This window comes from Ruegeria sp. HKCCD9138, from assembly GCF_057220975.1.
In genome coordinates, this window is record NZ_JBWVAZ010000001.1 from 416,941 (window position 1) to 442,774 (window position 25,834).

Consider the following 25,834-nt stretch of genomic DNA (forward strand, 5'->3'; position numbering starts at 1 on the left):
TTTTGCTGAAATTATCAGACGAGCTAGGCAGCAAAAGGGCGACAATATGGCAACGTCTCACGGCTAACTCGCTTCCAGGGCGTGAACTGTAAGTTCTTTCAAGTCTCCCAGATGTCTGGCCCGCCACAAATATTCGGGTCGGGTGCTCCTACGACCTCGGCGTCTTTTGCGTCGTAGTCCAGGGCGCTGAGAACCGTTCGTATTGCTGCCAATCGTGCCCGTTTCTTGTCGTCCGAGCGGACAATGGTCCACGGGCAACGTTCGGAATGCGATCGTGTCAGGGTTTCGGCAATCGATTGAGTGTACTCGTCCCACTTGTCCAGACCGGCCACGTCAATGGGGCTGAGTTTCCATTGTTTCAACGGGTCGGTTTCGCGCGCCAGAAAGCGGTTCAGTTGTTCCGCGCGCCCGACATTCAGCCAGAATTTGAAGAGGTGGATGCCGTCATTGACGAAGCCGGTTTCAAGCGGCAGGACCTGGCGAAAGAACCGCTCGCGCTCGTCAGGCTCACAGAAGCCAAAGACATTCTCGACCACGCCACGATTGTACCAGCTACGGTCAAAGAAGACGATTTCCCCGGCCGACGGGAAGTGCGAGATATAGCGCTGGAAGTACCACTGGCTGCGTTCCGCGTCCGAGGGTTTGCTGAGTGCAACGTTGCGGGCGCCGCGCGGGTTCAGGTTTTCGCGGAAACGTTTGATTGTCCCGCCCTTGCCGGCCGCGTCGCGACCTTCAAAGACGATGGCAACACGCTGGTCGGTCGCCTTGACCCAGGATTGCATCTTGACCAGCTCGACCTGAAGTGCCTCCATCTGGTTGCCGTAGTCTTTGCCCTTCATCCTTTCAGAGTAAGGGTAGGTCGGGTTCAGGATGTCGTCCTTTTTCGCGTCCTCAATGGCCTTGCGAATGTCATCCGGGGCACCTTTGCGAAAGTATTTTTCGATAGAGCCTTTTTCTGATCGGGTCATGAACGCCTCGCCACAAAATCCATAACTTACTATGGATTACGGATGGGGTTAACGCAAACCCGCGCGCTTTGCGGCGCGATCTATTGCGGCGGCGACTTCGGGGGCGGCAACGACCTGCGGCATATGACCGATACCGTCCAGTTCAATCAGTTCGGCGCCCGGAATCTGTTCGATCAGACGTTCGGAATGCCAGTCGAGCCCCACCGTCGTGTCCGCGGTTCCGTGAACGATTTCTGTTGGAACAGAAATCTCTCCGTATCGTGGCTGCAGTTCGGTGATTTCGTTCAGCAGATTGGCGCGCTGTTTCGCATTGGCATGCATGGATGCCCGGCGCATGGTCAGGCCGGGGCCAAAGTGCTCGGCGTAACCTTCGGGTGCTGTTTGCGGAGCAAAAACATCATCCAAAGCCTGCGTCACGAACCAGTCTGGAACGAAGGCCGCGACCAAGGGCAGGGCCAGCGCATTCCCTACTGAGGTCGCTCCAATTGTGTTGAAAGCGTCCAGCGGGGTTTCCCAAGGGATAGCGGCAGGGGCGATTAGAACAAGCGCAGAGATGTTTTCGGGCCGTGTCACTGCCCACGCGAGCGAGACCGAGCCACCATAGCTCTGCCCGGCAACGATGGGTTTTTCCGCGCCCAGTTTCGCGGCTGCCTTCTGCAAGATTTCCGCTTGTTCAATAATGGTTTCGCCGTCAGGGTTAAAGCTATCAGTGTAACCGAGGCCGGGTCGGTCGAACGCGATCACCCGATAGTTTTTGGCCAGAATAGGCGCCAGCGCAAATGTCATGTCGCGTGTGTTTCCGCTTGACCCGTGGATCAGAACCACATCCGGGCCTTCGCCCATCACCACGGCATGAACAGCAATCCCGCCTATGTCGACAAACTGACCTTCCGGAGGAAAAAATTGCTCGGCCACGGCTTCCCTCTGATTGACGCGCCAAGCCGTGGCTGCAGCCAGCGCCAACAGAATAAGGCAGAGGGATATCAGGATCTTAGCGGCCAATCTTGCTCATTTCAAATGGGGTTGTCTGGTAGATCTCATTGATCCAGTTGCCATAAAGCAGGTGGGCATGGCTGCGCCATCTGTTCTGCGGCGTCTGGCTTGGGTCGTCGTCCGGATAGTAGTTCAGCGGCACGTTTATGGGCGTCCCATTGGTCACGTCGCGATCGTATTCCTGTTTCAGAGTGTCGCTGTCATATTCGAAATGGTTGAAGATATAGAGCGCCCGATGGCCTGGATCTTCAACCAGACACGGCCCGACCTCATCGCTGCCCAGCAAGGTTTTCAGGCCTGGTGCCGCGTTGATTTCATCTTGTTTCATCTCGGTCCAACGGCTGACGGGAATGACGCAATCGTCTGAGAACCCGCGCAGAAACGGGGAGGCCTGATCAAGGTTTTTGTGACGGAAACAGCCGAAAGCCTTTGCATCCAGCATGTGTTTTCGGACGCCATGAAAATGGTTGATCATCGCCATGCCGCCCCAGCACACGCCAAAGGTGGAATGCACGTTGGTCTGTGTCCACTCGAACACTTCGGTGATTTCGTCCCAATACGTGACATCGGGAAATTCCAGATGCTCGATGGGCGCGCCGGTTATGATCAGACCGTCGAATTTCTGGTCCTTTACGTCCTGAAAAGGATGATAGAACTCGGCCATATGCTCGGCGGCGGTATTCTTGGTCTGATGTTCTGTCATGCGGATCAGTGACAATTCGATCTGCAGCGGCGTTGCGCCAATCAGACGCGCAAACTGATTTTCTGTCTGAATCTTCTTGGGCATCAGATTCAACAGTCCGATCCGAAGGGGGCGAATATCCTGACGCGCGGCCTGATCTTCGGCCATGACCATAACGCCCTCTTGGGTCAGGACGTCAAAGGCGGGCAGGTCGGATGGGATCTTGATCGGCATGGTGTCACGCTGTTGAAGCTGCGAATGAATTCTGGAACTTAGGTCGGGTTGGCCTGCGCCTCAAGGGCGCCTTCGATCAACTCATCGAAATCAGCGGCGTCGCGGACTTTGCCGATGTCGTCGGCGGTTACCGTGATGCCCCAGTTCGTTGCCATGGCCTCGTAGCGGGGCTGTCGATGCGCCAGAGCGCGCGAATAAGTCCAGCGGATGAAGGCATCGGGGTCGACCTTGTCAGCCGCGCAATCGTTGAGCGACAGGTATTCGTCCCAGACCTGTGTCAGGAATTCTGGCTGATAAGACATTGGTTTGGGGGCTTTGTCGAACCGGCGGATCAGTTCGGCAGTATGCGCATCGTCCCCCTTGATCCAGACCATCAGGGTATGCCGCGACAATTCCGAAAGAACCTGATCCTTTGGGTCGTTTGGGTCCACCCACTCGCAAATCGATCCACCGGTGTCGCAAATGAAATTGGGATACTGGTACAGTTTCCGCGCGCGATCGATGAAATACTTGGTATCCAGTAATGCATGGATTTCGGCCAGCCGGAACTGTTCCTGGCGCCGCCGATACTCGGAAATCTCCAACCCACCCAATTCCGGATTGCCGGGCTTACCCAGATAGGCAGCAACGGGTGTCAGGTTCTCAAATGAGATATTCGAGCCGATATATATTGAATCCGACAACAGCAGATCGCGCAGAAAGGGGACTTTCATAGCTTCGGCTTTGGCGTTGTCGGTGATGTACTCGCCCATGTACCGGGTGCCGATCCGGTAATCGATCGAGTAATGGAACCACCCGCCCGCGTCTCGCAGCTGGTTCGAGACATAGGATTTGCCTAACCCGGACATGCCGAAGAACAGCACTTTTTTGCGTGCAGCATTGCGCCAATCCTGAGCTGAGGCGTAGATCATGTTCCGCTGTCCCTTGTTTTGCCCTAGCTAAAACGGGCGGTCGGCGGCGTCAATCTCGTCTGCCGGATCGGCTGAGGATTATTAGCCCGCTGGCCAGGACCGCGAAGCCCAAATAGGCGTTCGGCGGCAGGGCTTCGTCTCGCACGAACGCCCCCAACAGGATGGCGACTGGCGGTATGATCAAGGTGACAAGCATCAGGTTGCCGCTGCCGGCTTGCGCCAGAACCCTGTAGTACAGCAGATATGCGCCGGCCGTGGCGATGATGGCGTAATACCCAATTGCTCCCCAAGTTTGCCACGGCAGGGATAGGCTTGGAATGCCGTCTAGGGCCAATGTTATTGGTAACATCAACAGGGTCGATGCAGTCAGCATTCCCGCAGCAGCAATCTGTGGTGGCAGATGGCTCAGGTTGAAGCGCGCCCAGACAGCGGCCATCGCGTAGGACAGCGTACCGCCCAGGATAGCCAGTTGGGCAAGGCTGCCGGGGCTGAACTGGGTGAAGTTAGTCAGGCCAATCGCGATTGATACGCCCAGAAAGCCAAGGATGACGCCGATAAATCGCATACCACTGAGCCGTTCATCGCGAAAGAAAACGGAAGCCAGCAGCACACCGAATATCGCTGTCGCCGCATTGAGGATCGAGGTCAGGCCGACCTCGACATAAAGCTGGCCCCAGGCCATCAGCGAAAATGGAATGACATTGTTCAGCAACCCCATGACCAGAAATGCACCCCAGACTCGCGGCTCACGGGGAATGGATTGTCTCTGCCAAGCAATGACAAACCAAAGCACAAGGCTGGCCCAAAACACGCGATGCAGGACAGATGTCATGACCGGAATGGTGTCCAGCGCGATGCGAATGGAAAGAAATGAGGCGCCCCAGATCACTCCGAGCAATACAAGCTCGGACCAGGCGCGGAGTGTGAGTGACTTCTGTGGTTCCATCCCTTGGTTTTTCATCCCCGTCCAGCAATAGCGACCCGTATCTTGCGAAAAAAAAGCCCCGCCGCAGAGGCGAGGCTTTGTCATGATGATTTCGCTTGGATCAGCCCAGATCGTAGGTGATCTGGAACCCGACGCTCCACGCGCTGTTGCCGGTGAAGGTTGCTCGGGCGTTGGGGCCAGCGCCATTGGCTGTTGCGTCTCCGATGTCGGTATAGCGGATGCCACCCGAAATCTTAGCGTTTTCAAGCGAGTAAGTTCCACCGACACCGATGCTCCAGAACCCGTCTGTCGGGCCCAGGTTGGACACCGGATTACCTTCGGACGATTCATAGCCCAATGTGACTGCGCCCGAAAACTCCTCTGAGAAGCTGTAGCCCAAACCCAGCGAATAGGTGAAGGTCGCATCCTGGTAGTCTACGAGGTTCGAAGTCGGCGGGTAGTTCGGCGGGTTGTATACAAGTTGCGGCCAGTCGACCCAGCGAACCGAACCAAACAAAAGGGTCCTGGGCGCAACACCGGTTTGAAAGTCCAGGTTGATGGACTGCGGTGTTTCAATTTCGCTTGTTGTGTTGAACGTCGCGACCGTCCCCGGTGGAATTGGCGGAACAGGTGGCGGGTTCAGTGACTCGGTCTGTGACAGGTCATGAGTGATTTTCGAATTGTACGTCAAGGCCACTCGAGCAGCGATCTCGGGCTTTTCCCATGCAATACCGACAACATATCCGAAATCAATTTCGGCGTCCGTATCGACTTCGTAACCGGCGGCAATTGGTACGGCCACATTGGCCTTCACCCGCTGTGCGCGCACCCCGCCAATGGCGCTGAATCCGCCGTCAAACTTGTAACGCAGCAATGCGGTGATTGCGTCCGTGTCGGCCTTTGCGCGCAGCACATCCGAACGACCGCCCGGAATCGGGTTGATCGACAGCGGATAGTTGGCCGCATAGTCGATGTCGGCGCCAAACGGTTGATCGTAGATCAATGCGAAATCCAGCGTTTCGTTCAGCGCTCTTTTGTAAGCCAGATGTGGCGTGAAAAAGTCGTTGGTGACGTTGCCGGATGAGACCGGCTGTCCGAAACTTGGGCCCGGTGTCAAATTCGGCATCGTGCCGCTGACGCTGGGATTGGTATAGCCAAGTCGAAACTGTACTACCGACCCTTCTTCGAACAGGATGTTTACACCCTGACCGCTTCGATCGAGACCGCCTGCCTGTACTGCTGTCGCCCCTACGCAAATTGCGCACGCTTGAAAAAGCGTTCTTTTCATTAGGTCCTCCCTACACTGTCCGTTCATTTGCCTATGCGCAAAGCTTCAGCGCACATCCCCGGCTCATGAGATTGGCTGATACAACATTAGACATAAAGAAATCGTCAACTGGTAACCGAACGTTACTCTGGGACGGAGGGACGAGAGGGTGTTGCGGAATTGTTACGGTTCTCGGACCAGACATTCAGGAATATCCCGGTGAAAATTACCGCCGCGCCAAGCAGTGTCCACTGGTCCAGCGGTTCGTGATAGAGCACCATTCCCACAATGGCGATGGTTGGCAGACGCGCGAAATCGAATGGAACAACAACTGTTGCCGGCGCAATCGCAAGCGCATTTGTAATACAAAAATGCGCCAGCAACCCTGCGAGCCCGACCAAAAGTAGAAACGGTGCGGTTTGCAGCGAAGGCAGCGTTAACCGCCCGTCGAAACCGGCTGCAACTAAACCGAAAAACGCCTGCATGAGCGTCAGCCAGAACATGATGCATCCGATGCTGGCAGTTCGGGTCAGAGATTTGGTCGAGATATTTGTAAGCGCAAAGAATATGGCTGAGGCTCCAGCGCTGATGACGCCGATACTCAATGGTTCTGCCCCGGGCCGGGCCACAATCAGAATGCCTGCGAACCCAATCAGCGCGGCTGTCACGCGGGTCGCGGTCAATCGCTCGCGCAGAAGCAATGGCGACAGAAGAATGACCCAGATCGGGTTTGTAAATTCCAGCGCGAAAACCTGCGCAAGCGGGGCGACACTAACGGCGTAAAACCAAAGGTTCTGTCCGGTGAAATGCAGACCGTTCCGGATTGCGTGCAGGCCCAGCCGATCGGTGGTAACGTGATGCCATTTCTTGGTGGCTGTCAGCACCAACGCCACGATCACCAGGCCGACAATACTGCGATAGAGCATGATCTCGAAGGTGTCATGCGTAACGCTCAGTTCACGCCCTGCCACGGCCATGGAAGAGAATGAGGCGATTGCACCTGTCATCCAAAGTGCGGCCTTGCCGATCTGGGCCTTGGGGCTGTCCAAGAGCTGCTCCTTGAAGTTCAGGGGTTAAGCTATCGGTTTGATACAGTTCTGGCCGGCAAGATAAAATGAAAAAGCCGGGTCAGTGCCCGGCTTTTGGTCATTCCCACTCGATTGTTCCCGGAGGTTTCGAGGTGATGTCATAGGTGCATCGGTTGATGCCCTTGACCTCGTTGATGATCCGCGTGGCGGTTTCGCCGAGGAATTCGTGGCTGAAGGGATAGTAATCCGCCGTCATCCCGTCGACCGAGGTCACGGCGCGCATCGCGCAAGCATAATCATATGTCCGGCCGTCGCCCATTACGCCCACTGTGCGCACCGGCAAAATCGCGACAAATGCCTGCCAGATTTCATCGTAAAGGCCGTGCTTGCGAATCTGATCGATATAGACAGCGTCCGCTTCGCGCAGGATATCCAGTTTCTCGCGGGTGATCTCACCAGGGCAGCGGATGGCCAGACCGGGCCCGGGGAAGGGGTGGCGGCCAATAAAGCTTTGCGGCAGGCCGAGTTCACGGCCAAGGGCGCGAACCTCGTCTTTGAACAATTCCCGCAGGGGTTCGACCAGTTTCAGGCCCATCTTTTCGGGCAGGCCGCCGACATTATGGTGCGATTTGATCGTAACCGACGGTCCGCCCGAGAACGACACGGATTCGATCACGTCGGGATACAGTGTTCCCTGAGCCAGAAACTCGGCGCCTTCAATGGTGTCTGCGTGTTTCTGGAACACGTCGATAAACAGCTTGCCGATGATCTTGCGCTTGGTCTCGGGGTCGGACTGGCCTTCCAGCTCGCCCAGAAACAGCTCGCTTTCATCCGCGTGGATCAGCTGGATGTTGTAGTTGTCGCGGAACATGCCAACGACTTCAGCAGCCTCGTTCTTGCGCAGCAGGCCATGGTCGACAAAAACGCAGGTCAGCTGATCGCCTATGGCCTCGTGGATCAGCATTGCCGCGACCGAGCTGTCGACACCACCCGAAAGGCCACAGATTACTTTTTTGTCGCCAACCTGCTCGCGGATCTTCCGGATCATCTCGTCGCGGTAGGCGCCCATGGTCCAGTCGCCCTTGAAACCGGCCAGTTTCACGAAGTTTTCGTAAAGTTTCGCGCCCTTCGGGGTGTGGTGCACTTCGGGATGGAACTGAACGGCGTAGAAATGACGCGCCGGGTCGGCGGTGATGGCATAGGGCGCGTTGGGAGATGTGCCATAAACCTGAAAGCCCGGAGCGATTTCGCTGACATGATCGCCGTGGCTCATCCAGACCTGTTCGTCGCCATCGGCAAACCAATCATCGAGGATATCCAGTGACCCGTTCGGTGTGACAAAGGCGCGGCCGAACTCGGCCGTGCCATGGCCGCTTTCGACTTTGCCGCCCAGTTGGTGCATCATCACCTGCTGGCCATAACAGATGCCGAGGATCGGCACGCCATAGTCGAAGATTTCCTGTGGTGCACGGGGCGAGCCCTCACGCGTGACGCTATCCGGCCCGCCCGAGAAGATCACCGCTTTGGGTGCCATTTCTCGCACGAAATCCATCGTGACATTCTGATAAGGGTGAATCTCGCAATAGACATTCAACTCGCGCAAGCGACGCGCGATAAGCTGCGTAACCTGGCTACCGAAGTCGATGATCAGAAGGCGGTCATGGGTGTCTTGGGTCATGCTTGGCTATTAGGTCGCATGTCTTGCTTGTGCAAGCGCAATGACGTCAATTAAACCCCTGAGTTCTGTACCGGTAAGCGAGAAGGGGCGAAATGACACAGATAATGCCGCGAAGTGCCACTTTGGCCGATGTCGATGCAGTCCGCGACTGTATTGCAAGTGCTTACGCCCGGTCGATGAGTGATATACCCGACCTGCCTGACGTCACCAGCGGGATTGACGAAGAAATCAGAACCCGCAGCGTATTTGTGATCGAAGAAGACGCGCAAGTCCTGGGCGTGATCGTATTTGGCGAAGTGCCCGGTGCTATGATGATAAACAACCTGGCCGTCAGCCCGGATGCACAGGGCCGGGGTATTGGCCGGCTTCTTTTGAACGTGGCCGAATCTGCCGCGCAGGAAGCTGGCCAGTCCCGTCTCAGGCTTAGCACCCACCGGCTGATGGATGGCACCCGTTCCATGTATCGCCACTTGGGCTGGCAAGAACTTGAAACTCGGGGAAACAAGGTTCTGATGGAAAAACCCGTGCACTGAATTAAGCGCTTTCAGCGCGCGGTGCGGATGTCGCTTTTCCCCCGATAGCGCCGTAAACTACCTTCGGCGGCGAAAGCTGTTCATGTAACAAAATATCCAAAGGAACCAGACAAACCGGATTTACTCATGGCAGAGGCAAACACCCGGCGCAGAGCTCGGGGCGGCGGTGGCGCCGCTCGTCGGGCAGAGCGCACAGCGGTTGTCATCGAAACCGCAAAATACATCGAACGCAATATTCCGAATTTCGAAGTCCTCAATGAAGAGGCCTTGGAAATCATCGAACACAACGCGGAAACGGTGTTGGAGGAAGTTGGCGTCAACTTCGTCGACAACCCCGCCGCGTTGGAACGCTGGCGCAATGCAGGCGCGGATGTCGATGGTGAGCGTGTTCGCATTCCGCGCGGGTTGGCTCGTGAGTTGATCAAAACGGCACCCAGCCAGTTTACTCAGCACGCCCGCAATCCGGAAAAATCCGTGGTTGTCGGTGGGCGCAACATGGTGCTGGCCCCGGTCTATGGTCCTCCGTTTGTGCGCGACGCCAATGGTGGTCGGCGTTATGCGACAATGGACGACTTCAACAAGTTCGTGAAGCTGGCTTACATGTCCAAATGGCTGCACCATTCGGGCGGCACCGTATGCGAGCCGACCGACGTGCCGGTGAACAAGCGTCACCTGGACATGCTGATGTCGCATATCACGCTGTCGGACAAGCCGTTCATGGGCTCGGTCACCGACCCCAGCCGCGCGCAGGATTCAGTTGAGATGTGCGAGATTCTGTTCGGCAAAGAGTTCGTGCAGGAAAACACGGTGATGACTTCGCTGACCAACATCAACTCGCCGATGACTTTCGACGACGTGATGATGGGCTCGCTGGAGGTCTATGCCCAGAACAACCAGGCTTGCATCATTTCGCCCTTCATCGTTGGTGGCGCAATGGCACCGGTATCGGTCGCAGGGACACTGACGCAGGTTCTGGCCGAGGTTCTGGCCGGTGTATCCTATAGCCAGATCGTCCGTCCAGGCGCGCCAGCGATTTTCGGTGCCTTCGTGTCGTCGATCGACATGAACTCTGGCGCACCGACATTCGGCACGCCGGAAGCTTCGTTGGTGACTTACGGGGCCGGTCAACTGGCCCGTCGCCTTGGCCTGCCGTATCGTTCTGCGGGGTCGTTCTGCGGATCGAAACTGCCTGACGCGCAGGCGGCCTATGAAACGGCGAATTCGCTGAACATGGGTCTGATGGCGGGTGTGAACTTCATGCTGCATTCCTGCGGCTGGCTCGAAGGTGGTCTGGTTGCCGATTTCGAGAAGTTCGTCATGGATGCCGACCAGTTGGGTGTGCTGCACGGTTTGGCCAAAGGCGTTGCGTATGACGAAAACGCGCAGGCCATGGACGCAATCCGCGAAGTTGGGCCGGGTGGTCACTATCTCGGATGTGCCCACACGCAGGCCAACTTCAAGGAAGCCTTCTGGAAAACGGAAGTGCTGGACTACAAGCCCTTCGAGACATGGGAAGAAGAGGGTGGCCGCGATACAAGGACGCTGGCCTCGGCTCGGGTCGAACACCTGCTGGCCAACTATCAGCAGCCACAGCTCGACCCGTCGATCAAAGAAGCACTGGATGCCTACGTGGCCGAGAAGAAAGCGTCCATGCCGGACGCCTTTTCCTGATCATCCGTAAAGCGAGGCGCGGCTGGCCTGAAACAGTTGCGCCTCGCCAATCAGAGCGATCATCAAATCCAGATGACGAACCAGAGAATAGGCTGCGTCATCCTCTTGCCGTTGTTGATTGACCTCCCGCTCCAGCTCCATCAGCCGCATCAGAGCGGCGCCTGAACCGGGCAGAGACCCATATCCCAAGATCCGCTGCAAGTGCCGTTCGCGGTCATAATCCTGTGCGCCGAACTTGGCGGCGCGCGTCAGCAGGCGGGGGCGACGGAGTGTGGTGATCATGCTCATCAGGTCCTGCACGTGAACGTTCCTTTCATGCCAGTCAGTCGCTGATGTTGTGGCACAACCTAAGCGGGTGTTGCTTTGTGAGCCTTCGTGCCGAACGATGGTTTCACGAGTGTTTATCTTTTTGAATCAATTCTGCTTCGTGTCGTCTGTGGTTAACGAACGAGTAACAAAAGCGACTCTAGTTAGAATTGGTTAACTAAGAATCCGACGACGAACATTGGCAGTTTGTTTTGTCGACGAGGGCATGAAACTATGGAAAACAGTTTGGCATCCACCGTTCCCGCATGGGTTCCCGAAGGGGCGCAACGATATCTCGCCCACACGGAATCGGGCCGGTCGATACGCGATATTGCACGGTCGGCGGGGTGCCATGCTTCGACCATATTGCGCCAGATCCGCAGAATTGAAATGCGCCGGGACGACCCATTGGTGGATGCAGCCCTGCAGGCATTGGCCGAGACGCATTTTCAGCCTCAGGACGTACAAACTCAGACGTTGTTCCCGATGCTCAACGCGGATGACGTCCAAAACCCGTTGGCTGCAAGGGATGAAGAATTCCACCGAGAAGCGCTGCGCGTGCTGCGGCGTCTTTGTGAAACCGGCGCGGTTCTGGCTGTGGCCGAAGATATGGACAAGGCGGTTGTTGTTCGCGACAACGGCGAGAACGGAGCCACAAAGACTGCGGTCGTTGAAGGCAAGATTGCCCAGGCCTTGGCTTTGAAGGACTGGATTTCCTGTGACAATCCCGGCCGAATTTCACGGTACAGAATTTCGACGTCAGGGCGCGCGGCGCTAGGCCATTTGATTGCAGAGTCCGAAAATCGGGCGCGGACGCAGAACGAGTTTGGCATGGCAGAGGCGCAGACACCCTTCCAGGCGCCTGGCATTCGACTGGATTCTCGTACGACGCAACTGAAACGACCGGCTCGCGCGCGATACAGCGCGGCTGAAAGCCCCTTGATTGCATTGTCCCGGCGGCGTGACCGGGACGGAAAGCCCTTTCTGGACGAAACCCTCGTCAGCGCCGGGGAGCGCCTGCGCGAAGACTTCGAACTGGCTCAGATTGGTCCACAGGTTGCCCAGAACTGGGATCGCTTCCTGACAGGGGGCGGCCGTGGAGATGTTCAGACGTCAACACCTTTGGCACAAGGGTCATCTGCCGCGCGAGACCGTGTTGCCAAGGCTTTGGCGGAACTGGGTCCGGGTTTGAGCGATGTCGCCCTGCGGTGTTGCTGCTATCTTGAGGGGCTGGAACTGGCTGAAAAACGGATGGGGTGGTCTGCGCGATCCGGAAAGATCGTGCTACGCATCGCGTTGCAGCGGCTCAAGCGTCATTATGAGGATCTGACCGAGCGGGATCGCATGATCGGTTAAAATTCAGCCGGGTCATTTGGGGAACTTGCGAAAAGGGCCGCAAGTGATAATCAGGGGTTATGAACTTCACCCTTCGGCAGCTACAATATTTCCGCGCCGTTGCCGAACAACGTAATTTCGGCCGCGCGGCACAGGCATGTCACGTATCTCAGCCCGCATTGTCTGTGCAGATCAAGACGCTGGAAGAGACGATCGGCGGCCCATTGTTCGAACGTCAGGCCCGCGACATCCTGCTGACACCGTTGGGCCGCGATGTATTGGATCGTGCAAACCAAGTGTTGGATTCGGCGGACCGGCTGGACAGGTTTGCGCGTGATCACTCGGGCGGACATCGGTCCCTGTCTCTCGGTATCATTCCAACTGTGGCGCCGTACCTGCTGCCCGGCGTTCTGGCGGGATTGCGTTCCAGCGATGTTTCCCTGCGCGTTCAGATCCTTGAATCCAGAACCGAACGCTTGTTGTCCCAACTCCGTTCGGGTGAGATCGATGCGGCGGTTCTGGCCTTGCCGGCCGGCGGAGAGGGGCTGGTCGAAGAACCGTTGTTTCAGGACAGATTCCTTCTGGCCGGCAGCCAGTCCCGCCTGAACCGTCTGACCGTCAGCCCCGAGGCGCTGCGCCCGGTGGACTTGCGAACCGCTCAGTTGATGTTGCTTGAAGATGGTCACTGCCTGACGGATCAGGCCCTTGAAGTCTGTGGTCAAGACCGGAACAGCAGTCAGATAAACATGGGTGCTTCCTCGTTGGCAACTTTGTCGAGGTTGGTCGCCGAAGGGTTTGGCCTGACGCTGATGCCTGAACTGGCGGCTCGGGCCGAGTCCGAGGCTGTGCCCGGTCTCAGGTTACTGCGCTTCGGTCAGCCTCAACCGGCCAGAACGATCGGATTGGTGCGCCGGTCATCCACGGAAAGGGAAGACTGGTTTGGGAAACTGGTGCAGGTGATGCGAGTGGTCGGCGAGGAGATTGTCAAAAAAACCCGCGCGTAAAGAAAAAGGCCCGCCGTGGGCGGGCCTCAACGCAGCGTCGGGAACGCGGATCAGGCCAAAGCCGGCTCGCGTGCTTCGTCCAGATGCTTCATCAGGTTTTCGGGCGAGGACACGCCATAGGGGTCTTCCGGGCAGTTGTCCATCAGGCCGGGCTCTTCGAACCACGCCTCGACCACGCCGTCATTGACGATGGCCGCATAACGCCACGAGCGCATGCCGAAGCCCAGATTGTCCTTGTCGACCAGCATGCCCATTTTGCGGGTGAACTCGCCCGAACCGTCCGGGATGACCTTGACGTTCTTAAGGCCCTGATCCTGCGCCCACTTGTTCATGACAAAGCTGTCATTGACCGACATGCAGTAAATGTCGTCGATGCCTTTTGCAGCGAAATCAGCAAAGCCATTTTCGAATCCGGGCAATTGGTAGGTCGAGCATGTGGGAGTGAAGGCACCCGGCAGAGAGAACAGGATCACGCGCTTGCCCGCGAAGTAGTCGGCGGTTGTCTTGTCTTCCCAACGGAACGGGTTGGGTCCTTCGATTGCGTCATCGCGAACGCGCGTGTGAAAGGTCACGTCAGGCAGTTTGGTACCGGATTTCATGTTCAACCTCTTGTGAATCGGTGCGTTTCGATGTCGATTTATAAGGATTCTAAATTCGCTTCAACGCCAGATGTGCTGCAAACGCGAATAATTCTATATTATGGAATTCCCACGGGAATACGAGAATTTTGACCCATGATGCTGCGATTGCAAAGCCGTTATGCATAGCAGCCATGCAGTGCTGGTCTGGCGATACAGGGCGGTCTATGTTAGGGACAAAGCAAATTGACCCGAAGTCAGGAAAACCGCCCGTGCGTGATCTGAAAATTCCCGAGCAACGTCATCCTGAAAAGGCGCACCGGCCTGACAATGATCAGCCGAAAAAACCGAAGTGGATTCGTGTCAAGGCACCCGGTGGCAAGGGTTACGCGGATACGCACAAGATCATGCGTGAAAACGGTCTGGTCACGGTCTGCGAAGAGGCCGGATGTCCGAATGTCGGCGAATGTTGGAGCCAGGGTCACGCCACCATGATGATCATGGGCGAGATTTGTACCCGCGGCTGTACCTTCTGCAACATCGCGACCGGCCGCCCCGACGCGCTGGACGCGTTCGAACCGGGCCGGGTTGCTCATGCCGTCGAAAAGCTGGGTCTGAACCATGTAGTGATTACCTCGGTAGACCGCGACGATCTTGAGGATGGCGGCGCCGAACACTTTGCCCAGACCATCCGGGCCGTGCGGCATCGCTCGCCCAAAACGACTATCGAGATTCTGACACCTGATTTCCTGAAATGCGATCCGTCTGTTCTCGAAACAGTGGTCGAAGCAAAACCGGACGTGTTCAACCACAACCTCGAAACCGTGCCGGGTCTATATCCGCAGGTGCGCCCCGGCGCGCGGTATTTCCATTCGCTACGACTGTTGCAGCGTGTGAAGGAGATGGATCCGTCGATGTTCACCAAATCCGGTATTATGGTCGGACTGGGCGAGGAAGAACAAGAGGTCCGGCAAGTGATGGATGACATGCGCGCCGCAGACATCGATTTTCTGACCATCGGTCAGTATTTGCAGCCGACACCAAAGCACCACCGAGTTGACCGCTTTGTCACGCCCGAGGAATTCGCGGCGTATGAAAAGGCGGCTTTCGGCAAAGGGTTCCTGATGGTTTCGGCGACGCCGCTGACCCGGTCATCGTATCATGCGGGCGATGACTTTGCCCGTTTGCGCGACGCGCGGCAGCAAAAGCTGAACCAGGCGTGAGCCCCGAGCTTCAGGACTGGCTGACCGAAATACGCCACGAACTACATGAAGTGCCCGAGGTGTCCGGCGATGAGCGGGGCACTGCTGCCAGTATCGCCAACCTGTTGCAGACCTGTTCCCCTGACAAGGTTCTGACCGGCATTGGTGGTCACGGCGTCGCGGCCGTTTATGACAGTGGCCAACCGGGCCCGACGGTCGGCATTCGATGTGAACTGGACGGCCTGCCAATTCAGGAAATCACTGACGCGCCCTACGCCTCGCGCTATCCGGGCAAGGCGCATCTGTGTGGCCATGACGGGCATATGGCCATGGTTTTGGGGGTGGCGTTTAAACTGGGGGAAACGCGGCCAGCAAGCGGTCGCGTCGTTTTGATCTATCAACCGGCAGAGGAAACCGGGCAGGGCGCTGCTGCTTTCCGCGCGGATTCCCAGTTCGCGCGGCTCGCACCGGACTACGTATTCTCGCTGCACAACCTGCCTGGCCTGGAACTGGGGAAGGTCGAGCTGTGCGAAGGTCCGGCAAACTGTGCCTCGCGCGGTATGAAAATCGTGCTGACTGGAAAAACCTCCCATGCAGCAGCTCCGCAGGATGGGGTGTCGCCGGCTGGGGCGTTGGCCACGCTTATTCCTGCGTTGTCTGATCTGGGGCAGGGTGGTGCGCTGGATCAATCCTTTGCCCTGACCACCGTGACACATGCTGATTTGGGCGCTGCGACATTCGGCGTTGCACCCGGACAGGCCGAATTGTGGGTTACGCTGCGAACCGTCTCGGATCGGCGCATGACCGATCTGGTCGATTCAGCCGAGGCCCTGGTAGAGCAGGTCGCCACAACCGAAGGGTTGACCGTTGCCGTCACGTACGAGGACGTTTTCGAAGCTTGTGCAAACGATGCAGAAGCAACTCAGATTCTGTCGGACGTATGCAAGGCGCAAAACGTGCCGATCCGGTCAACTTTCGAGCCACAACGCTTTTCCGAGGATTTTGGTCAGTTCGCCAAGGGCGCCAAGTGCGCGATGTTCTGGCTTGGGGCAGGTCGGGATCATCCGCAACTGCACAATCCTGATTATGACTTTCCAGATGCACTGATCCCGATAGGCAGTGAAATTTTCCTTGCAGCAATCGACAAGGTTCTGGGTTTCAAGGTCTGAGCTTGCCGGGCTGACTTCCTGCCCAATCCGGCCACCAGCCCATGTATTCGATCCCAAATACCAGCAGGCAGATCAGGATCACGGCAAGAACCATCTTCACCCGCCGATCCGAAGGCGGGTTGCGCGCCCATTTCGACATGCGAAGAAAGTGACGCAGGCTCATCGGCGTCAGTCCTCTACAAACCGTACCTTGCCAATGAACGGCAAGTTGCGGTTCCGTTGCGCATAGTCGATGCCATATCCGACGACAAATTCGTCCGGGATCTCGAATCCGATCCAGTCAGAGCGAAAATCGACCTCACGACGGCTGGGTTTGTCCAGCAGGGCGATCGACTTCAACCGCTTGGGTTTGCGGCTTTGCAGCAGCTTTGTCACGTGATTCAGCGTGTGACCGGTGTCGACGATATCCTCGACCACCAGCACATCCCGGCCTTCAATTGCGCCGCGTAAGTCTTTGAGAATACGCACTTCCCGACTGCTCTCCATCGAGTCGCCATAAGAGGATGCCTCGAGGAAATCCACCTCGATCGGCAGGTCCAGTTCCCGCACCAGATCAGCGATAAACACGAAACTGCCCCGCAATAGGCCAACGACCACAAGCTTGTCTGTACCGCCGAATTCTGCCGTGATCTCGCGACACAGTTCTTCAATTCGCGCCGCGATGGCCTTGGCCGAGATCATCTCATCTATCACATATGCGCGGTCGCTCATTTCTGCCCCCTTGATCTTTGGCGCGCAACATACGACATGACGCGCCATTGTCACCTGTAAATACCCGGTAGCCATGCCCACCCATTCCGAAACCCGTTCCCTGCCATACACCGCCAAGCAGATGTACGATCTGGTCGCCGATGTGGCCAAATACCCGGAATTCCTGCCTTGGTGCGCCGCTGCCCGTATCCGCCGTACCTATGCCGTTGGCGACGGGCAGGTTCTGGAGGCCGATTTGGTCATCTCTTTCAAGGTCTTCCGGGAACGATTTGGCAGCCGCGTGACATTGTTTGAAGCCCAAAAGAAGATCGATACAGAATACCTTGACGGGCCGTTCAAGTTTATGCGCTCCGATTGGCAATTCGAAGACACCGATCACGGGTGCAACGTGTCCTTCCATGTGGATTTCGAGTTCAAGAACGCGGTGTTACAGGGCATTATTGGTGTTGTGTTCAACGAAGCTATGCACCGCATTGTACGCGCATTCGAGCAGCGCGCGGCAGAGTTGTACGGCTAAGGCTTTACGGCCACGACGCGCGCGCTAGACTGCGCGCCATGACTGGCCTGACATCTAAACTCGCTGAATTCGCCGCCGGACCCGTTTCCACAACTTTGCAGACGCGTGTTGTCACGTCGTTATCTGCTTTGGACTGGCTGGCAGTTGGATGTGCGGGCGCCGGAGAACCCGTGTCACGGATCATACGAGACATGATTCTGGCCGAGGGAGGTTCGGCGCAGGCCAGGCTGTTTGGCGGCGGCGCTGCGCCGTTGCGGGCCGCTGCTCTGGTCAATGGAACCATTTCCCACGCGCTTGATTACGACGACACGCATTTCGCCCATATCGGCCATCCGTCTGTCGCCATTTTCCCAGCCGCGCTTGCCGTGGCTGCCTGGGAAGACAAGCCGATTGTTGAATTGCTCGAGGCCGCTTTGGTCGGGATGGAGTTATCGATTCGCATGGGTCTCTGGCTGGGACGCGGACACTATCAGGCCGGGTTTCACCAGACGGCCACGGCCGGAGCCTTTGGCGCGGCGGTTGCGGCTGGGCGCATCATGGGGTTTGATACCGCGCAGATGCGGCAAGTGATGGGTTTGACAGCCACTCGTGCGGCTGGGCAAAAGGCACAATTCGGTACTATGGGCAAACCCTACAATGCCGGGCTTGCGGCTTCGAGCGGGATCGAGGCTGCTTTGCTGATCAGTGGCGGGTTCGAACCGAATGCGGACGCCATCGAAGGCCCTTTTGGGTTTGGCGCGACGCATCTGGGTGCAGAGGATACCGGCAGTGCCCTCGACGGTCTGGGCGACGAGTGGTTGTTCGAATCCGTCAGCCACAAGTTTCACGCTTGCTGTCATGGCCTGCACGCCGCGCTGGAGGCCGCGCGGGATTTGGATATCGCCGAGCCGGAAGTGGCTGAAATAAAGGTCAAAACGCATCCTCGCTGGATGAGTGTGTGCAATCAGTTGGACCCGACGACGGGGCTGGGCGCGAAATTCTCGTACCGCACCGTAATCGCGATGCTGGCGTTGGGCTACGACACAGCTCTGCCCGACAGTTACTCGGATGATGTCTGCGCGAACCCGCGCTTGCAGTCGCTGCGAGACAGGATAACCGTCGAAGAAGATGGAAGCCTGTCCGAAACTCAGGCGCACGTGTCGCTGTTGCGTCGTGACGGTGCGCGGCGCGAAGTCACGCATGATTTGCTTGCGCCAATGTCCCTGGCCGACCGCGAGGATCGGGTTCGGGAAAAAGCCTTGAAGCTGATCGGAGCTGACGGGGCCGATGCCGTCTGGTCAATGCTGCGTACTGGGGGGCGCGCAGCGGAATTGGCCGACAGGATGGGCAGCTAGACCACGCGCCAGTGCAACGGAAAGCCAGGATCGAATACCGTGACAGGCCCGTCGCCAGTGTCGATCTTGGTCGGGTACTCGACCGGTTCGCCCTTGGTCAGTGTGATCGTCTCTTCGTTTACCGGCAGTCCATAGAATCCGGGACCGTTTAGTGAGGTAAATCCTTCCAGCTTGTCCATCGCGCCCTCACGCTCGAACATCTCGGCCACCAGCGACATGGTGTTGGTCGCGGTAAAGCAGCCAGCGCAGCCACAGGCCATTTCCTTGTTCGCATCCGTATGCGGCGCGCTGTCAGTTCCCAGGAAATAGCGCGCGTCGCCCGAGGTTGCGGCTGTCAGCAGCGCCAGCCTGTGTTCTTCGCGCTTGGCGACCGGCAGGCAGTAGTAATGCGGCTTGATCCCGCCAACGAGGATGTGGTTGCGGTTGATGATCAGATGGTGTGCGGTGATCGTCGCACCCAGATCGGCGTCGTTGGCTTTGACGTAATCGACGCCGTTTGACGTGGTGATATGCTCCATGACCACACGCAAGCCGGGTGTGGCCTTGCGGATCGGGTCCAGAACGCGGTCGATGAACACGGCCTCGCGGTCAAAGATGTCGATCTCGGCATCGGTGACCTCGCCATGCACGCAAAGGGGCAGGCCGATCTCCGCCATCTTTTCCAGAACCGGGCGCACCTTGTCGAAATCGCGCACACCCGAAGCCGAGTTGGTCGTCGCCCCGGCTGGGTAGAGCTTTACCGCCTTGACCAGACCGCTTGCGTGGGCCGCTGCGACATCTTCAGCGTCGGAATCTTCGGTCAGATACAGGGTCATCAAAGGCTCGAACGTCATGCCATCAGGCAGGGCGGCGATGATGCGGTCACGATACGCGGCGGCCTGATCGCCTCGGACAACAGGTGGAACGAGGTTCGGCATGATGATCGCGCGGGCAAAGTGGCGCGCGGTTTCAGGCAGGACGGCCTGCAACATCGCGCCATCGCGCAGATGCAGATGCCAGTCGTCGGGGCGGCGGATCGTGAGGGTATCGGTCATGCGATCCCGCTAGCACAACCGCCCTGACGGTGAAAGGCCCTCAATCGGGGAAAGACCCTTGCCAAGGCCGGGGATCGTCGTAAATCCGCCAAAGATCATGGTCTTGACGCGCGCCCGTTGCCATGACCTGTTGTGGCGAGGGAGAGATTGAACATGACGCAACCGAATTCCATTGATGCCGTTCAGCAAATGCTCGGGGCCCAGGGTTATGTCTGCGGCCGGGCGCTGGCCACGGTTGTGTTTCTGTCACTGAAATTGGGCCGCCCTCTATTTCTTGAAGGTGAGGCAGGTGTGGGCAAGACGGAAATTGCCAAAGCCCTCGCTGCAGGGTTGAGGCGGCGTCTTATCCGGTTGCAATGCTATGAAGGCCTGGATGCGTCTTCGGCGGTGTATGAATGGAACTTTCCGGCGCAAATGGTGGCCATCCGCACTGCCGAAGCCTCGGGCGGGGCTGACCGAGGTGCTTTGCAGACCGAGCTCTTTTCAGACAACTACCTGATCGAGCGTCCGCTGCTGCAAGCCATGCGTCCGGATGGAAACGGTGCCCCCGTGCTGTTGATCGACGAACTGGACCGGACCGACGAACCCTTCGAGGCCTTCCTTCTCGAGGCGCTCAGCGATTTTCAGGTCACTATCCCCGAACTCGGCACCGTAAAGGCACCTGAACCTCCCGTCGTGATCGTCACCTCGAACCGCACGCGCGAAGTGCACGATGCCTTGAAGCGGCGCTGCCTGTATCACTGGGTCGACTATCCCGATTTCGACCGGGAAATCGAAATTCTGCACGCCCGCGCGCCCGAGGCCGCCGAGGCACTTAGCCGGGAAGTCGTGGCCTTTGTTCAACGCCTGCGAACCGAAGACCTGTTCAAGAAACCGGGTGTCGCCGAGACGATCGACTGGGCTAAATGCCTGTTGGCGCTGGATGTCATCAATCTAAGCCCCGAGGTGATCGGCGACACGCTGGGCGCAATTCTGAAGTACCAGGACGATATCCAGAAATTGCAGGGATCCGAGGCGAAACGAATCCTCGATCAGGCCAAGGCCGATCTCGAACCTGCGTGATGCTTCATCTTTTCCCAAATACTCCGGGGGTATGGGGGCAGCGCCCCCATGAATTCTGATGTCCGAACAGCTTCCGATGGATATCCCCGACAACCCCCGGCTGGTGCAAAACATCACACATTTCGCGCGAGCGCTGCGAAAGGCGGGGCTGCCTATCGGTACGGGTCGCGTAGTCGACGCCATCCGCGCCGTTCAGGCTGCGGGTTTCACCGAAAAGCGCGATTTCTACTGGACACTTCACGCCTGCTTCGTGAGCCGACCGGAACATCGCACTGTCTTTGGGCAGGTCTTCCGTCTCTACTGGCGAGATCCGCGCTATCTGGAACACATGATGTCCATGATGTTGCCCGCCATTCGGGGCGTGCAGGAAGAGCGCAAAGCGGACGCAGCAGAAAAACGAGCGGCAGAAGCACTGCTGGACGGGGTCGAGCGCGATCTGCCGGAAGCGGTCGGGCAGGAAGCAGAAAGCGAAATCGAAATCGACGCGACACAGACCGCGTCCTCTGAGGAACGCCTGCGCAGCCTCGATTTCGAACAGATGAGCACGTCCGAGATTGCTCAGGCCAAACGGGTGCTCGCGCGTTTGACCCTTCCCGTGAAACCCATCGAGTCGCGCCGGGGACAGGCCAGCCATCTGGGTCATCGTATCGACCGGGCCCGAACCCTGCGTGCCGCCATGCGTCAAGGCGGAGAATTGCGGGACATCGCCCGTCTTCAACCCAAGCCACGCTGGCCCAATCTGGTGGCGCTCTGCGATATTTCAGGGTCGATGAGCCAGTACAGTCGGATCATTCTGCACTTTCTGCACACGGTCTCGAACGCAAAAGGGGCTGGCTGGGCCAGGGTGCATGCTTTTACCTTTGGCACCCGTCTGACCAATATCACGCGTCATCTGCATCAACGGGACGTTGATGCCGCCCTGGCTGCGGCAGGTTCAGAAGCGCAAGACTGGGAAGGCGGTACGCGGATCGGCGAGTGCCTGCACCAGTTCAATCGCGACTGGTCAAGGCGTGTCATGGGGCAGGGAGCGGTGGTGCTTCTGATCACCGATGGGCTGGAACGTGGCGATCCGAACTTGCTTGAAAAAGAGATCGAGCGCCTGCACCTGTCGTCGCGGCGCCTGATCTGGTTGAACCCGCTGCTGCGATGGGACGGGTTTGCGCCCAAGGCCCAAGGTGTGGCGACCATGTTGCCTCATGTCGACAGCTTCCGGGCCGGGCATTCAATTGCGTCGCTCGAGGATCTGGCCGCTGTAATCTCTCGAACCGACGATCAGGGGCAGAAAGCGCGGCTGATGGCCACGCTTTCCGATTAACTGTTATGACAACTGCTCTTCGTTGCACTTGCGGGCCATTTCCATGGCCTTGTACGTGCCGGTCAGATCAACGGTAAACGCGAACTCTTTTTCGGGGAACACGATCATGACTTTCTTCTTGGCGATGTCGTCAGCGAACTGGGGATCGTCCGACAGGACATAGCCGCCCGAGTAACCCTTGGTAATATTCCCCTTCATTCCAGTGGCTTCGCCGACATAGATGTTGTCACCCAATAGGATGGCGACGGCTTCCTTTTCACCGCGTTTGATATCGGTCTTGGCTTTGGTGAAAACGCCCACATAGCCGACGCCGCGATCTTCCGTCAGCCCCATCTGGACGACGTTTTCGGCATCATCTACCGCTTCGATCAGGCAGGATTTCTTGTCCTGATCAATAAAGACTTTCCAACCCTCAACCTCTCCATACTTCAGAAATGTGTCAGCCCAACCAGCTGTCGCAGCCAGCAAGCCGACGGCGGTTCCCAGTGTAAGAATGCGTTTCAACTCTTTGTCTCCTGTGTGAAATGTGCAGGGGCGCATCAGGGTCCGGCCCCGATGTGTCTGCACGCTAGAACCTGTCGGAAGGACAATCAACAATTTGCGAATATGATCGGAAAATCGGCTTGTTAGCGCCGGAAATTGAACGCTCATCATGCTTTTCATTATGCCAAAGCTCCCTATGTTGGAACGGGAACTGACCGGAGGTCGCCATGGAACGATTCGACAACAGCCCGGAAACCGCCCTGAACTGGTATCGCGCCGGCAAAGGTGCGGCCCTTGCAACGGTTGTCGAGACATGGGGCAGCGCTCCGCGTCGCGTTGGATCGCAGTTGGTGATCGGCGCAGACGGGCGGATCGAGGGGTCGGTCTCTGGCGGTTGCGTTGAAGGCGCCGTGATTGTCGAAGCGTTGGAAGCCATAGAAGAGGGCGAGGCGCGCCTGCTGGAATTCGGGGTCAGTGACGAAGATGCATTTGCCGTAGGACTGGCCTGTGGCGGTACGATCAGAGTTCTGGTCGAACCGATCGGTTCCGTGTTGCCCGAGGCGATGTTGGCCGATCTGGTATCGGCCCGGACCAATCGTGAACCGCTGGCATACGAAGTCAATGTCGAGACGGGTCATCGCGCATTGCGCCGCAACGCATATGCCGAGCGGTTGAGGATGGACCGATCCGGGTTCGAACCGGACGGCCAGACATTTGTCGCTGTGCACAATCCGCCCTTGCGGTTGATTGTGGTCGGCGCGGTTCACATCGCGCAAGCCCTTGTACCCATGGCGCGGATTGCTGGGTATGATCCGTCGATAGTCGACCCACGTGAAGCTTTTGCCTCAAGCGCCCGTTTTCCGGGGGAAAAGATACTGACCGACTGGCCGGACGAGGCGGTGGCAAAGCTGGGACTGGATGCCCGCACGGCGCTTGTTTTGCTGACCCATGATCCGAAACTGGACGATCCGGCACTGGAGGCCGCATTGCAGGCCGGAGTGTTTTACATCGGCGCTTTGGGTTCGACCCGTACTCACGCCAAACGGGTTGATCGCATGACGCAGGCCGGTTTCACAGCCGATCAGATCGCCAGGATACACGGTCCCATTGGTCTGGACATTGGTGCAGCCGACCCTGCCGAGATCGCCGTGGCCATTCTGGCGCAGATGACAGCCGTTCTTCGGGGCAAGGCGTGAAGTTCGGCCCTGTTCCGGTGTCTGATGCCGCTGGCGCCATTCTGGCGCATTCGGTCAAGGCAGGGGATCGCAAACTGCGCAAGGGGATTACGCTGACCCCTCAGCACGTCACGCTATTGCAGGAGGCGGGTCAAACAGACGTGACCGTTGCCCGGCTGGAGCCCGGAGATTGCCACGAGAATGATGCCGCGCGAATGCTGGCAGAGGCGCTTGTGCCGGACCCGAAACAAGCGAACCTGCGGGCGACCGAGGCCTTTACCGGGCGTGTAAATTTGCTGGCAGAGGGACCGGGTATTGCCGTGCTGGATACGCAAGCACTGGAACGGTTCAATCTGGTCAATCCGATGATCACGGTTGCCACCGTCCCTCAGTATCAGCAGATGAACAGCGGCGGCATGGTGGCCACGATCAAGGTCATCTCGTACGCTGTACCCGGTGCAGACGTTTTGCACGCTGCCCGGCTGGCACAAGGGGCCATTCGTATGGCTGTTCCGGTGCACAGAACGGCGGGCCTGATCGTGACGGATATTCCGGGCGGTCCATCCAACGAAAAAGGCATCGCATCGATCCGGGGGCGGGTCGAGGCGCTTGGTATGGAACTCACAGATTTGGAGATCGTTCCACATACCTTGAACGCACTTTCGACTGCCGTATCGCAAGTCGGCGGAGAGGTCGTGATGATCCTGACCGGCTCGGCAACGTCTGACGAGAACGACGTGGCGCCCGGTGCCGTCCGGGCAGCCGGGGGCATCGTCGACCGGTTCGGTATGCCCGTCGATCCCGGTAACCTGTTGTTTTTGGGGGCTTTGGATGATCGTCCTGTTATTGGGTTGCCGGGGTGTGCGCGCTCTCCAGCGCTGAACGGGGCTGACTGGGTGCTGTCCCGGGTGGCGTGTGGGATCGAAACAACGGGCGCGGACATTGCCGCAATGGGGGTTGGCGGATTGCTCAAGGAAATCCCGACCAGACCGCAACCACGCGGGGCCAGGCACAAGTGACGTAACGGCATTTTTGCCCTTTTACACCCATGCCTCATCATTATTGGATTGCAGTGCGAAGCTGCGGAAAATTCGGGAAAAATTTTAGTTCTCAAACGAAAACTCCCGTGTTTAACTCGGGCCCAAGGAAAAACACAAAATTGGGAGGATCTCATGACACAGGTCTCAATGACCGTGAACGGAAAATCCGTGAGCGGTGATGTCGAAGGCCGGACATTGCTGTCTAGCTTTCTGCGTGATCACCTGTCGCTGACCGGCACACATGTGGGCTGTGACACTGCGCAATGTGGCGCCTGCGTGGTGCATGTGAACGGTGAGGCCGTGAAATCGTGCAATATGCTTGCGCTTGAGGCAGAAGGTGCAGAGGTTGGCACGATTGAAGGTCAGGCGAATGCCGACGGCTCTCTGAACGTCATCCAGCAGGCATTTCAGGATCATCACGGCCTGCAATGCGGTTTCTGTACGCCGGGCATGGTGATGAGCGCGGCGGCGCTGCTCAAGGACAACCCGCGGCCGACCGAGGCCGAGATCCGCAAGTATCTTGAGGGCAACCTGTGCCGTTGCACCGGCTACCACAACATCGTCAAGGCGATCATGGCCGCATCCGGTCAGGACGTGAGCCGCATCGCTGCCGAATGATGCCACTGCGGGCGTGAGGAATACGCCCGTGGACAAGTGAGGGTGCGCAGTCGCACCCGTT

At 57.9% G+C, this 25,834-nt stretch carries 27 protein-coding genes; 13 read left to right on the forward strand and 14 right to left on the reverse strand.

The window, feature by feature from the left end; genetic code table 11:
• Positions 1-98: 98 nt before the first annotated feature.
• The 8 genes from ppk2 to guaA all read right to left on the reverse strand — a co-directional run bounded on the left by ppk2 (position 99) and on the right by guaA (position 8,686).
• Complete coding sequence (gene ppk2 / locus AC2TEL_RS02085; protein ID WP_480901598.1) at positions 99-968, reverse strand: polyphosphate kinase 2; 870 nt, start codon at positions 966-968, stop codon at positions 99-101.
• Positions 969-1,016: 48 nt separating this feature from the next.
• A complete protein-coding gene (locus AC2TEL_RS02090) occupies positions 1,017-1,970 on the reverse strand; it encodes an alpha/beta fold hydrolase (RefSeq protein WP_480901600.1) in 954 nt (317 codons plus the stop codon).
• Entirely contained in the window at positions 1,960-2,877 is a 918-nt protein-coding gene (gene metA / locus AC2TEL_RS02095) for a homoserine O-acetyltransferase MetA (protein WP_480839381.1), read from the reverse strand. The genes AC2TEL_RS02090 and metA overlap by 11 nt, the downstream gene beginning before the upstream one ends.
• Positions 2,878-2,915: 38 nt before the next feature.
• Positions 2,916-3,788 carry an ATPase gene (locus tag AC2TEL_RS02100; RefSeq protein ID WP_480839383.1) on the reverse strand — a complete coding sequence of 291 codons (873 nt, stop codon included), beginning with the start codon at positions 3,786-3,788 and terminating at the stop codon, positions 2,916-2,918.
• Between the two features lie 49 nt (positions 3,789-3,837).
• A complete protein-coding gene (locus tag AC2TEL_RS02105; RefSeq protein ID WP_480840214.1) occupies positions 3,838-4,734 on the reverse strand; it encodes a DMT family transporter in 897 nt (298 codons plus the stop codon).
• A 100-nt stretch (positions 4,735-4,834) separates the two neighbouring features.
• Complete coding sequence (locus AC2TEL_RS02110; RefSeq protein WP_480839385.1) at positions 4,835-6,001, reverse strand: OmpP1/FadL family transporter; 1,167 nt, start codon at positions 5,999-6,001, stop codon at positions 4,835-4,837.
• Between the two features lie 122 nt (positions 6,002-6,123).
• On the reverse strand, positions 6,124-7,029 hold the full coding sequence (locus AC2TEL_RS02115) for a DMT family transporter (RefSeq protein ID WP_480901601.1): 906 nt from the start codon (positions 7,027-7,029) through the stop codon (positions 6,124-6,126).
• 97 nt (positions 7,030-7,126) lie between these two features.
• Positions 7,127-8,686 (reverse strand): glutamine-hydrolyzing GMP synthase, encoded by a 1,560-nt coding sequence (guaA, locus tag AC2TEL_RS02120; RefSeq protein WP_480901602.1) that lies wholly within the window; start codon positions 8,684-8,686, stop codon positions 7,127-7,129.
• 92 nt (positions 8,687-8,778) lie between these two features.
• Between guaA and AC2TEL_RS02125 the strand changes: the two genes are divergently transcribed.
• Together AC2TEL_RS02125 and AC2TEL_RS02130 are read left to right on the forward strand one after the other, a co-directional pair.
• Positions 8,779-9,219 (forward strand): GNAT family N-acetyltransferase, encoded by a 441-nt coding sequence (locus AC2TEL_RS02125; protein ID WP_480839391.1) that lies wholly within the window; start codon positions 8,779-8,781, stop codon positions 9,217-9,219.
• A gap of 126 nt (positions 9,220-9,345) precedes the next feature.
• Positions 9,346-10,890, forward strand: a complete 1,545-nt coding sequence (locus AC2TEL_RS02130; protein ID WP_480839393.1) for a trimethylamine methyltransferase family protein — start codon at positions 9,346-9,348, stop codon at positions 10,888-10,890.
• Here AC2TEL_RS02130 and AC2TEL_RS02135 read toward each other — a convergent pair whose 3' ends face one another.
• Positions 10,891-11,178 (reverse strand): DUF6477 family protein, encoded by a 288-nt coding sequence (locus AC2TEL_RS02135; protein WP_480840216.1) that lies wholly within the window; start codon positions 11,176-11,178, stop codon positions 10,891-10,893. It abuts the gene before it with no gap.
• Positions 11,179-11,430: 252 nt separating this feature from the next.
• On the opposite strand from AC2TEL_RS02135, the gene AC2TEL_RS02140 reads away from it, so the two are divergent.
• Together AC2TEL_RS02140 and AC2TEL_RS02145 are read left to right on the forward strand one after the other, a co-directional pair.
• On the forward strand, positions 11,431-12,552 hold the full coding sequence (locus AC2TEL_RS02140) for a DUF6456 domain-containing protein (protein ID WP_480901603.1): 1,122 nt from the start codon (positions 11,431-11,433) through the stop codon (positions 12,550-12,552).
• Positions 12,553-12,611: 59 nt separating this feature from the next.
• Positions 12,612-13,535 carry a LysR substrate-binding domain-containing protein gene (locus AC2TEL_RS02145; RefSeq protein ID WP_480901605.1) on the forward strand — a complete coding sequence of 308 codons (924 nt, stop codon included), beginning with the start codon at positions 12,612-12,614 and terminating at the stop codon, positions 13,533-13,535.
• A 50-nt stretch (positions 13,536-13,585) separates the two neighbouring features.
• On the opposite strand, the gene AC2TEL_RS02150 is transcribed toward AC2TEL_RS02145, so the two are convergent.
• Positions 13,586-14,134, reverse strand: coding sequence for a redoxin family protein (locus AC2TEL_RS02150; RefSeq protein ID WP_480901606.1), 549 nt, complete (start codon positions 14,132-14,134; stop codon positions 13,586-13,588).
• 251 nt (positions 14,135-14,385) lie between these two features.
• Here AC2TEL_RS02150 and lipA point away from each other — a divergent pair, with 251 nt between their 5' ends.
• Positions 14,386-15,336 carry a lipoyl synthase gene (gene lipA / locus AC2TEL_RS02155; protein ID WP_480839400.1) on the forward strand — a complete coding sequence of 317 codons (951 nt, stop codon included), beginning with the start codon at positions 14,386-14,388 and terminating at the stop codon, positions 15,334-15,336.
• Positions 15,333-16,484 carry an amidohydrolase gene (locus AC2TEL_RS02160; protein ID WP_480901608.1) on the forward strand — a complete coding sequence of 384 codons (1,152 nt, stop codon included), beginning with the start codon at positions 15,333-15,335 and terminating at the stop codon, positions 16,482-16,484. Before lipA ends, AC2TEL_RS02160 begins: the two co-directional genes overlap by 4 nt.
• On the opposite strand, the gene AC2TEL_RS02165 is transcribed toward AC2TEL_RS02160, so the two are convergent.
• Together AC2TEL_RS02165 and hpt are read right to left on the reverse strand one after the other, a co-directional pair.
• Entirely contained in the window at positions 16,474-16,647 is a 174-nt protein-coding gene (locus AC2TEL_RS02165; RefSeq protein ID WP_480839404.1) for a hypothetical protein, read from the reverse strand. The two genes, AC2TEL_RS02160 and AC2TEL_RS02165, sit on opposite strands and share 11 nt — an antisense overlap.
• Before the next feature lie 5 nt (positions 16,648-16,652).
• The gene (gene hpt / locus AC2TEL_RS02170; protein WP_480839406.1) at positions 16,653-17,195 is read right to left on the reverse strand and encodes a hypoxanthine phosphoribosyltransferase; all 543 of its coding nucleotides are present in this window, start codon (positions 17,193-17,195) and stop codon (positions 16,653-16,655) included.
• A 73-nt stretch (positions 17,196-17,268) separates the two neighbouring features.
• On the opposite strand from hpt, the gene AC2TEL_RS02175 reads away from it, so the two are divergent.
• Positions 17,269-17,712: a type II toxin-antitoxin system RatA family toxin gene (locus AC2TEL_RS02175; RefSeq protein WP_480839408.1), complete on the forward strand. Its 444-nt coding sequence runs from the start codon at positions 17,269-17,271 to the stop codon at positions 17,710-17,712.
• A gap of 38 nt (positions 17,713-17,750) precedes the next feature.
• Entirely contained in the window at positions 17,751-19,046 is a 1,296-nt protein-coding gene (locus AC2TEL_RS02180) for an MmgE/PrpD family protein (RefSeq protein ID WP_480901610.1), read from the forward strand.
• Here AC2TEL_RS02180 and pyrC read toward each other — a convergent pair.
• Complete coding sequence (gene pyrC / locus AC2TEL_RS02185) at positions 19,043-20,080, reverse strand: dihydroorotase (RefSeq protein ID WP_480839412.1); 1,038 nt, start codon at positions 20,078-20,080, stop codon at positions 19,043-19,045. The genes AC2TEL_RS02180 and pyrC overlap by 4 nt on opposite strands.
• A 153-nt stretch (positions 20,081-20,233) precedes the next feature.
• Between pyrC and AC2TEL_RS02190 the strand changes: the two genes are divergently transcribed.
• Together AC2TEL_RS02190 and AC2TEL_RS02195 are read left to right on the forward strand one after the other, a co-directional pair.
• Positions 20,234-21,142: an AAA family ATPase gene (locus AC2TEL_RS02190; protein WP_480901611.1), complete on the forward strand. Its 909-nt coding sequence runs from the start codon at positions 20,234-20,236 to the stop codon at positions 21,140-21,142.
• Positions 21,143-21,200: 58 nt separating this feature from the next.
• Entirely contained in the window at positions 21,201-22,457 is a 1,257-nt protein-coding gene (locus AC2TEL_RS02195; protein WP_480901613.1) for a vWA domain-containing protein, read from the forward strand.
• A 3-nt stretch (positions 22,458-22,460) separates the two neighbouring features.
• On the opposite strand, the gene AC2TEL_RS02200 is transcribed toward AC2TEL_RS02195, so the two are convergent.
• Complete coding sequence (locus AC2TEL_RS02200; protein ID WP_480901614.1) at positions 22,461-22,961, reverse strand: hypothetical protein; 501 nt, start codon at positions 22,959-22,961, stop codon at positions 22,461-22,463.
• Positions 22,962-23,167: 206 nt separating this feature from the next.
• On the opposite strand from AC2TEL_RS02200, the gene AC2TEL_RS02205 reads away from it, so the two are divergent.
• The 3 genes from AC2TEL_RS02205 to AC2TEL_RS02215 all read left to right on the forward strand — a co-directional run bounded on the left by AC2TEL_RS02205 (position 23,168) and on the right by AC2TEL_RS02215 (position 25,773).
• Positions 23,168-24,136, forward strand: a complete 969-nt coding sequence (locus tag AC2TEL_RS02205; protein WP_480839420.1) for an XdhC family protein — start codon at positions 23,168-23,170, stop codon at positions 24,134-24,136.
• The gene (locus tag AC2TEL_RS02210; protein WP_480901615.1) at positions 24,133-25,134 is read left to right on the forward strand and encodes a molybdopterin-binding protein; all 1,002 of its coding nucleotides are present in this window, start codon (positions 24,133-24,135) and stop codon (positions 25,132-25,134) included. The genes AC2TEL_RS02205 and AC2TEL_RS02210 overlap by 4 nt, the downstream gene beginning before the upstream one ends.
• Positions 25,135-25,287: 153 nt before the next feature.
• Positions 25,288-25,773, forward strand: a complete 486-nt coding sequence (locus AC2TEL_RS02215; RefSeq protein ID WP_480839424.1) for a (2Fe-2S)-binding protein — start codon at positions 25,288-25,290, stop codon at positions 25,771-25,773.
• Positions 25,774-25,834: the final 61 nt, after the last annotated feature.

Excerpts from the sequence above, each read along its gene's own strand:
- ppk2 (WP_480901598.1), bottom strand. The coding sequence starts at position 968 with ATGACCCGATCAGAAAAAGGCTCTATCGAAAAATACTTTCGCAAAGGT.
- metA (WP_480839381.1), bottom strand. The coding sequence starts at position 2,877 with ATGCCGATCAAGATCCCATCCGACCTGCCCGCCTTTGACGTCCTGACC.
- AC2TEL_RS02100 (WP_480839383.1), bottom strand. The coding sequence starts at position 3,788 with ATGATCTACGCCTCAGCTCAGGATTGGCGCAATGCTGCACGCAAAAAA.
- AC2TEL_RS02105 (WP_480840214.1), bottom strand. The coding sequence starts at position 4,734 with ATGGAACCACAGAAGTCACTCACACTCCGCGCCTGGTCCGAGCTTGTA.
- AC2TEL_RS02110 (WP_480839385.1), bottom strand. The coding sequence starts at position 6,001 with ATGAAAAGAACGCTTTTTCAAGCGTGCGCAATTTGCGTAGGGGCGACA.
- guaA (WP_480901602.1), bottom strand. The coding sequence starts at position 8,686 with ATGACCCAAGACACCCATGACCGCCTTCTGATCATCGACTTCGGTAGC.
- AC2TEL_RS02125 (WP_480839391.1), top strand. The coding sequence starts at position 8,779 with ATGACACAGATAATGCCGCGAAGTGCCACTTTGGCCGATGTCGATGCA.
- AC2TEL_RS02130 (WP_480839393.1), top strand. The coding sequence starts at position 9,346 with ATGGCAGAGGCAAACACCCGGCGCAGAGCTCGGGGCGGCGGTGGCGCC.
- AC2TEL_RS02135 (WP_480840216.1), bottom strand. The coding sequence starts at position 11,178 with ATGAGCATGATCACCACACTCCGTCGCCCCCGCCTGCTGACGCGCGCC.
- AC2TEL_RS02140 (WP_480901603.1), top strand. The coding sequence starts at position 11,431 with ATGGAAAACAGTTTGGCATCCACCGTTCCCGCATGGGTTCCCGAAGGG.
- AC2TEL_RS02145 (WP_480901605.1), top strand. The coding sequence starts at position 12,612 with ATGAACTTCACCCTTCGGCAGCTACAATATTTCCGCGCCGTTGCCGAA.
- AC2TEL_RS02150 (WP_480901606.1), bottom strand. The coding sequence starts at position 14,134 with ATGAAATCCGGTACCAAACTGCCTGACGTGACCTTTCACACGCGCGTT.
- AC2TEL_RS02165 (WP_480839404.1), bottom strand. The coding sequence starts at position 16,647 with ATGAGCCTGCGTCACTTTCTTCGCATGTCGAAATGGGCGCGCAACCCG.
- hpt (WP_480839406.1), bottom strand. The coding sequence starts at position 17,195 with ATGAGCGACCGCGCATATGTGATAGATGAGATGATCTCGGCCAAGGCC.
- AC2TEL_RS02175 (WP_480839408.1), top strand. The coding sequence starts at position 17,269 with ATGCCCACCCATTCCGAAACCCGTTCCCTGCCATACACCGCCAAGCAG.
- AC2TEL_RS02180 (WP_480901610.1), top strand. The coding sequence starts at position 17,751 with ATGACTGGCCTGACATCTAAACTCGCTGAATTCGCCGCCGGACCCGTT.
- pyrC (WP_480839412.1), bottom strand. The coding sequence starts at position 20,080 with ATGACCGATACCCTCACGATCCGCCGCCCCGACGACTGGCATCTGCAT.
- AC2TEL_RS02190 (WP_480901611.1), top strand. The coding sequence starts at position 20,234 with ATGACGCAACCGAATTCCATTGATGCCGTTCAGCAAATGCTCGGGGCC.
- AC2TEL_RS02195 (WP_480901613.1), top strand. The coding sequence starts at position 21,201 with ATGTCCGAACAGCTTCCGATGGATATCCCCGACAACCCCCGGCTGGTG.
- AC2TEL_RS02205 (WP_480839420.1), top strand. The coding sequence starts at position 23,168 with ATGGAACGATTCGACAACAGCCCGGAAACCGCCCTGAACTGGTATCGC.
- AC2TEL_RS02215 (WP_480839424.1), top strand. The coding sequence starts at position 25,288 with ATGACACAGGTCTCAATGACCGTGAACGGAAAATCCGTGAGCGGTGAT.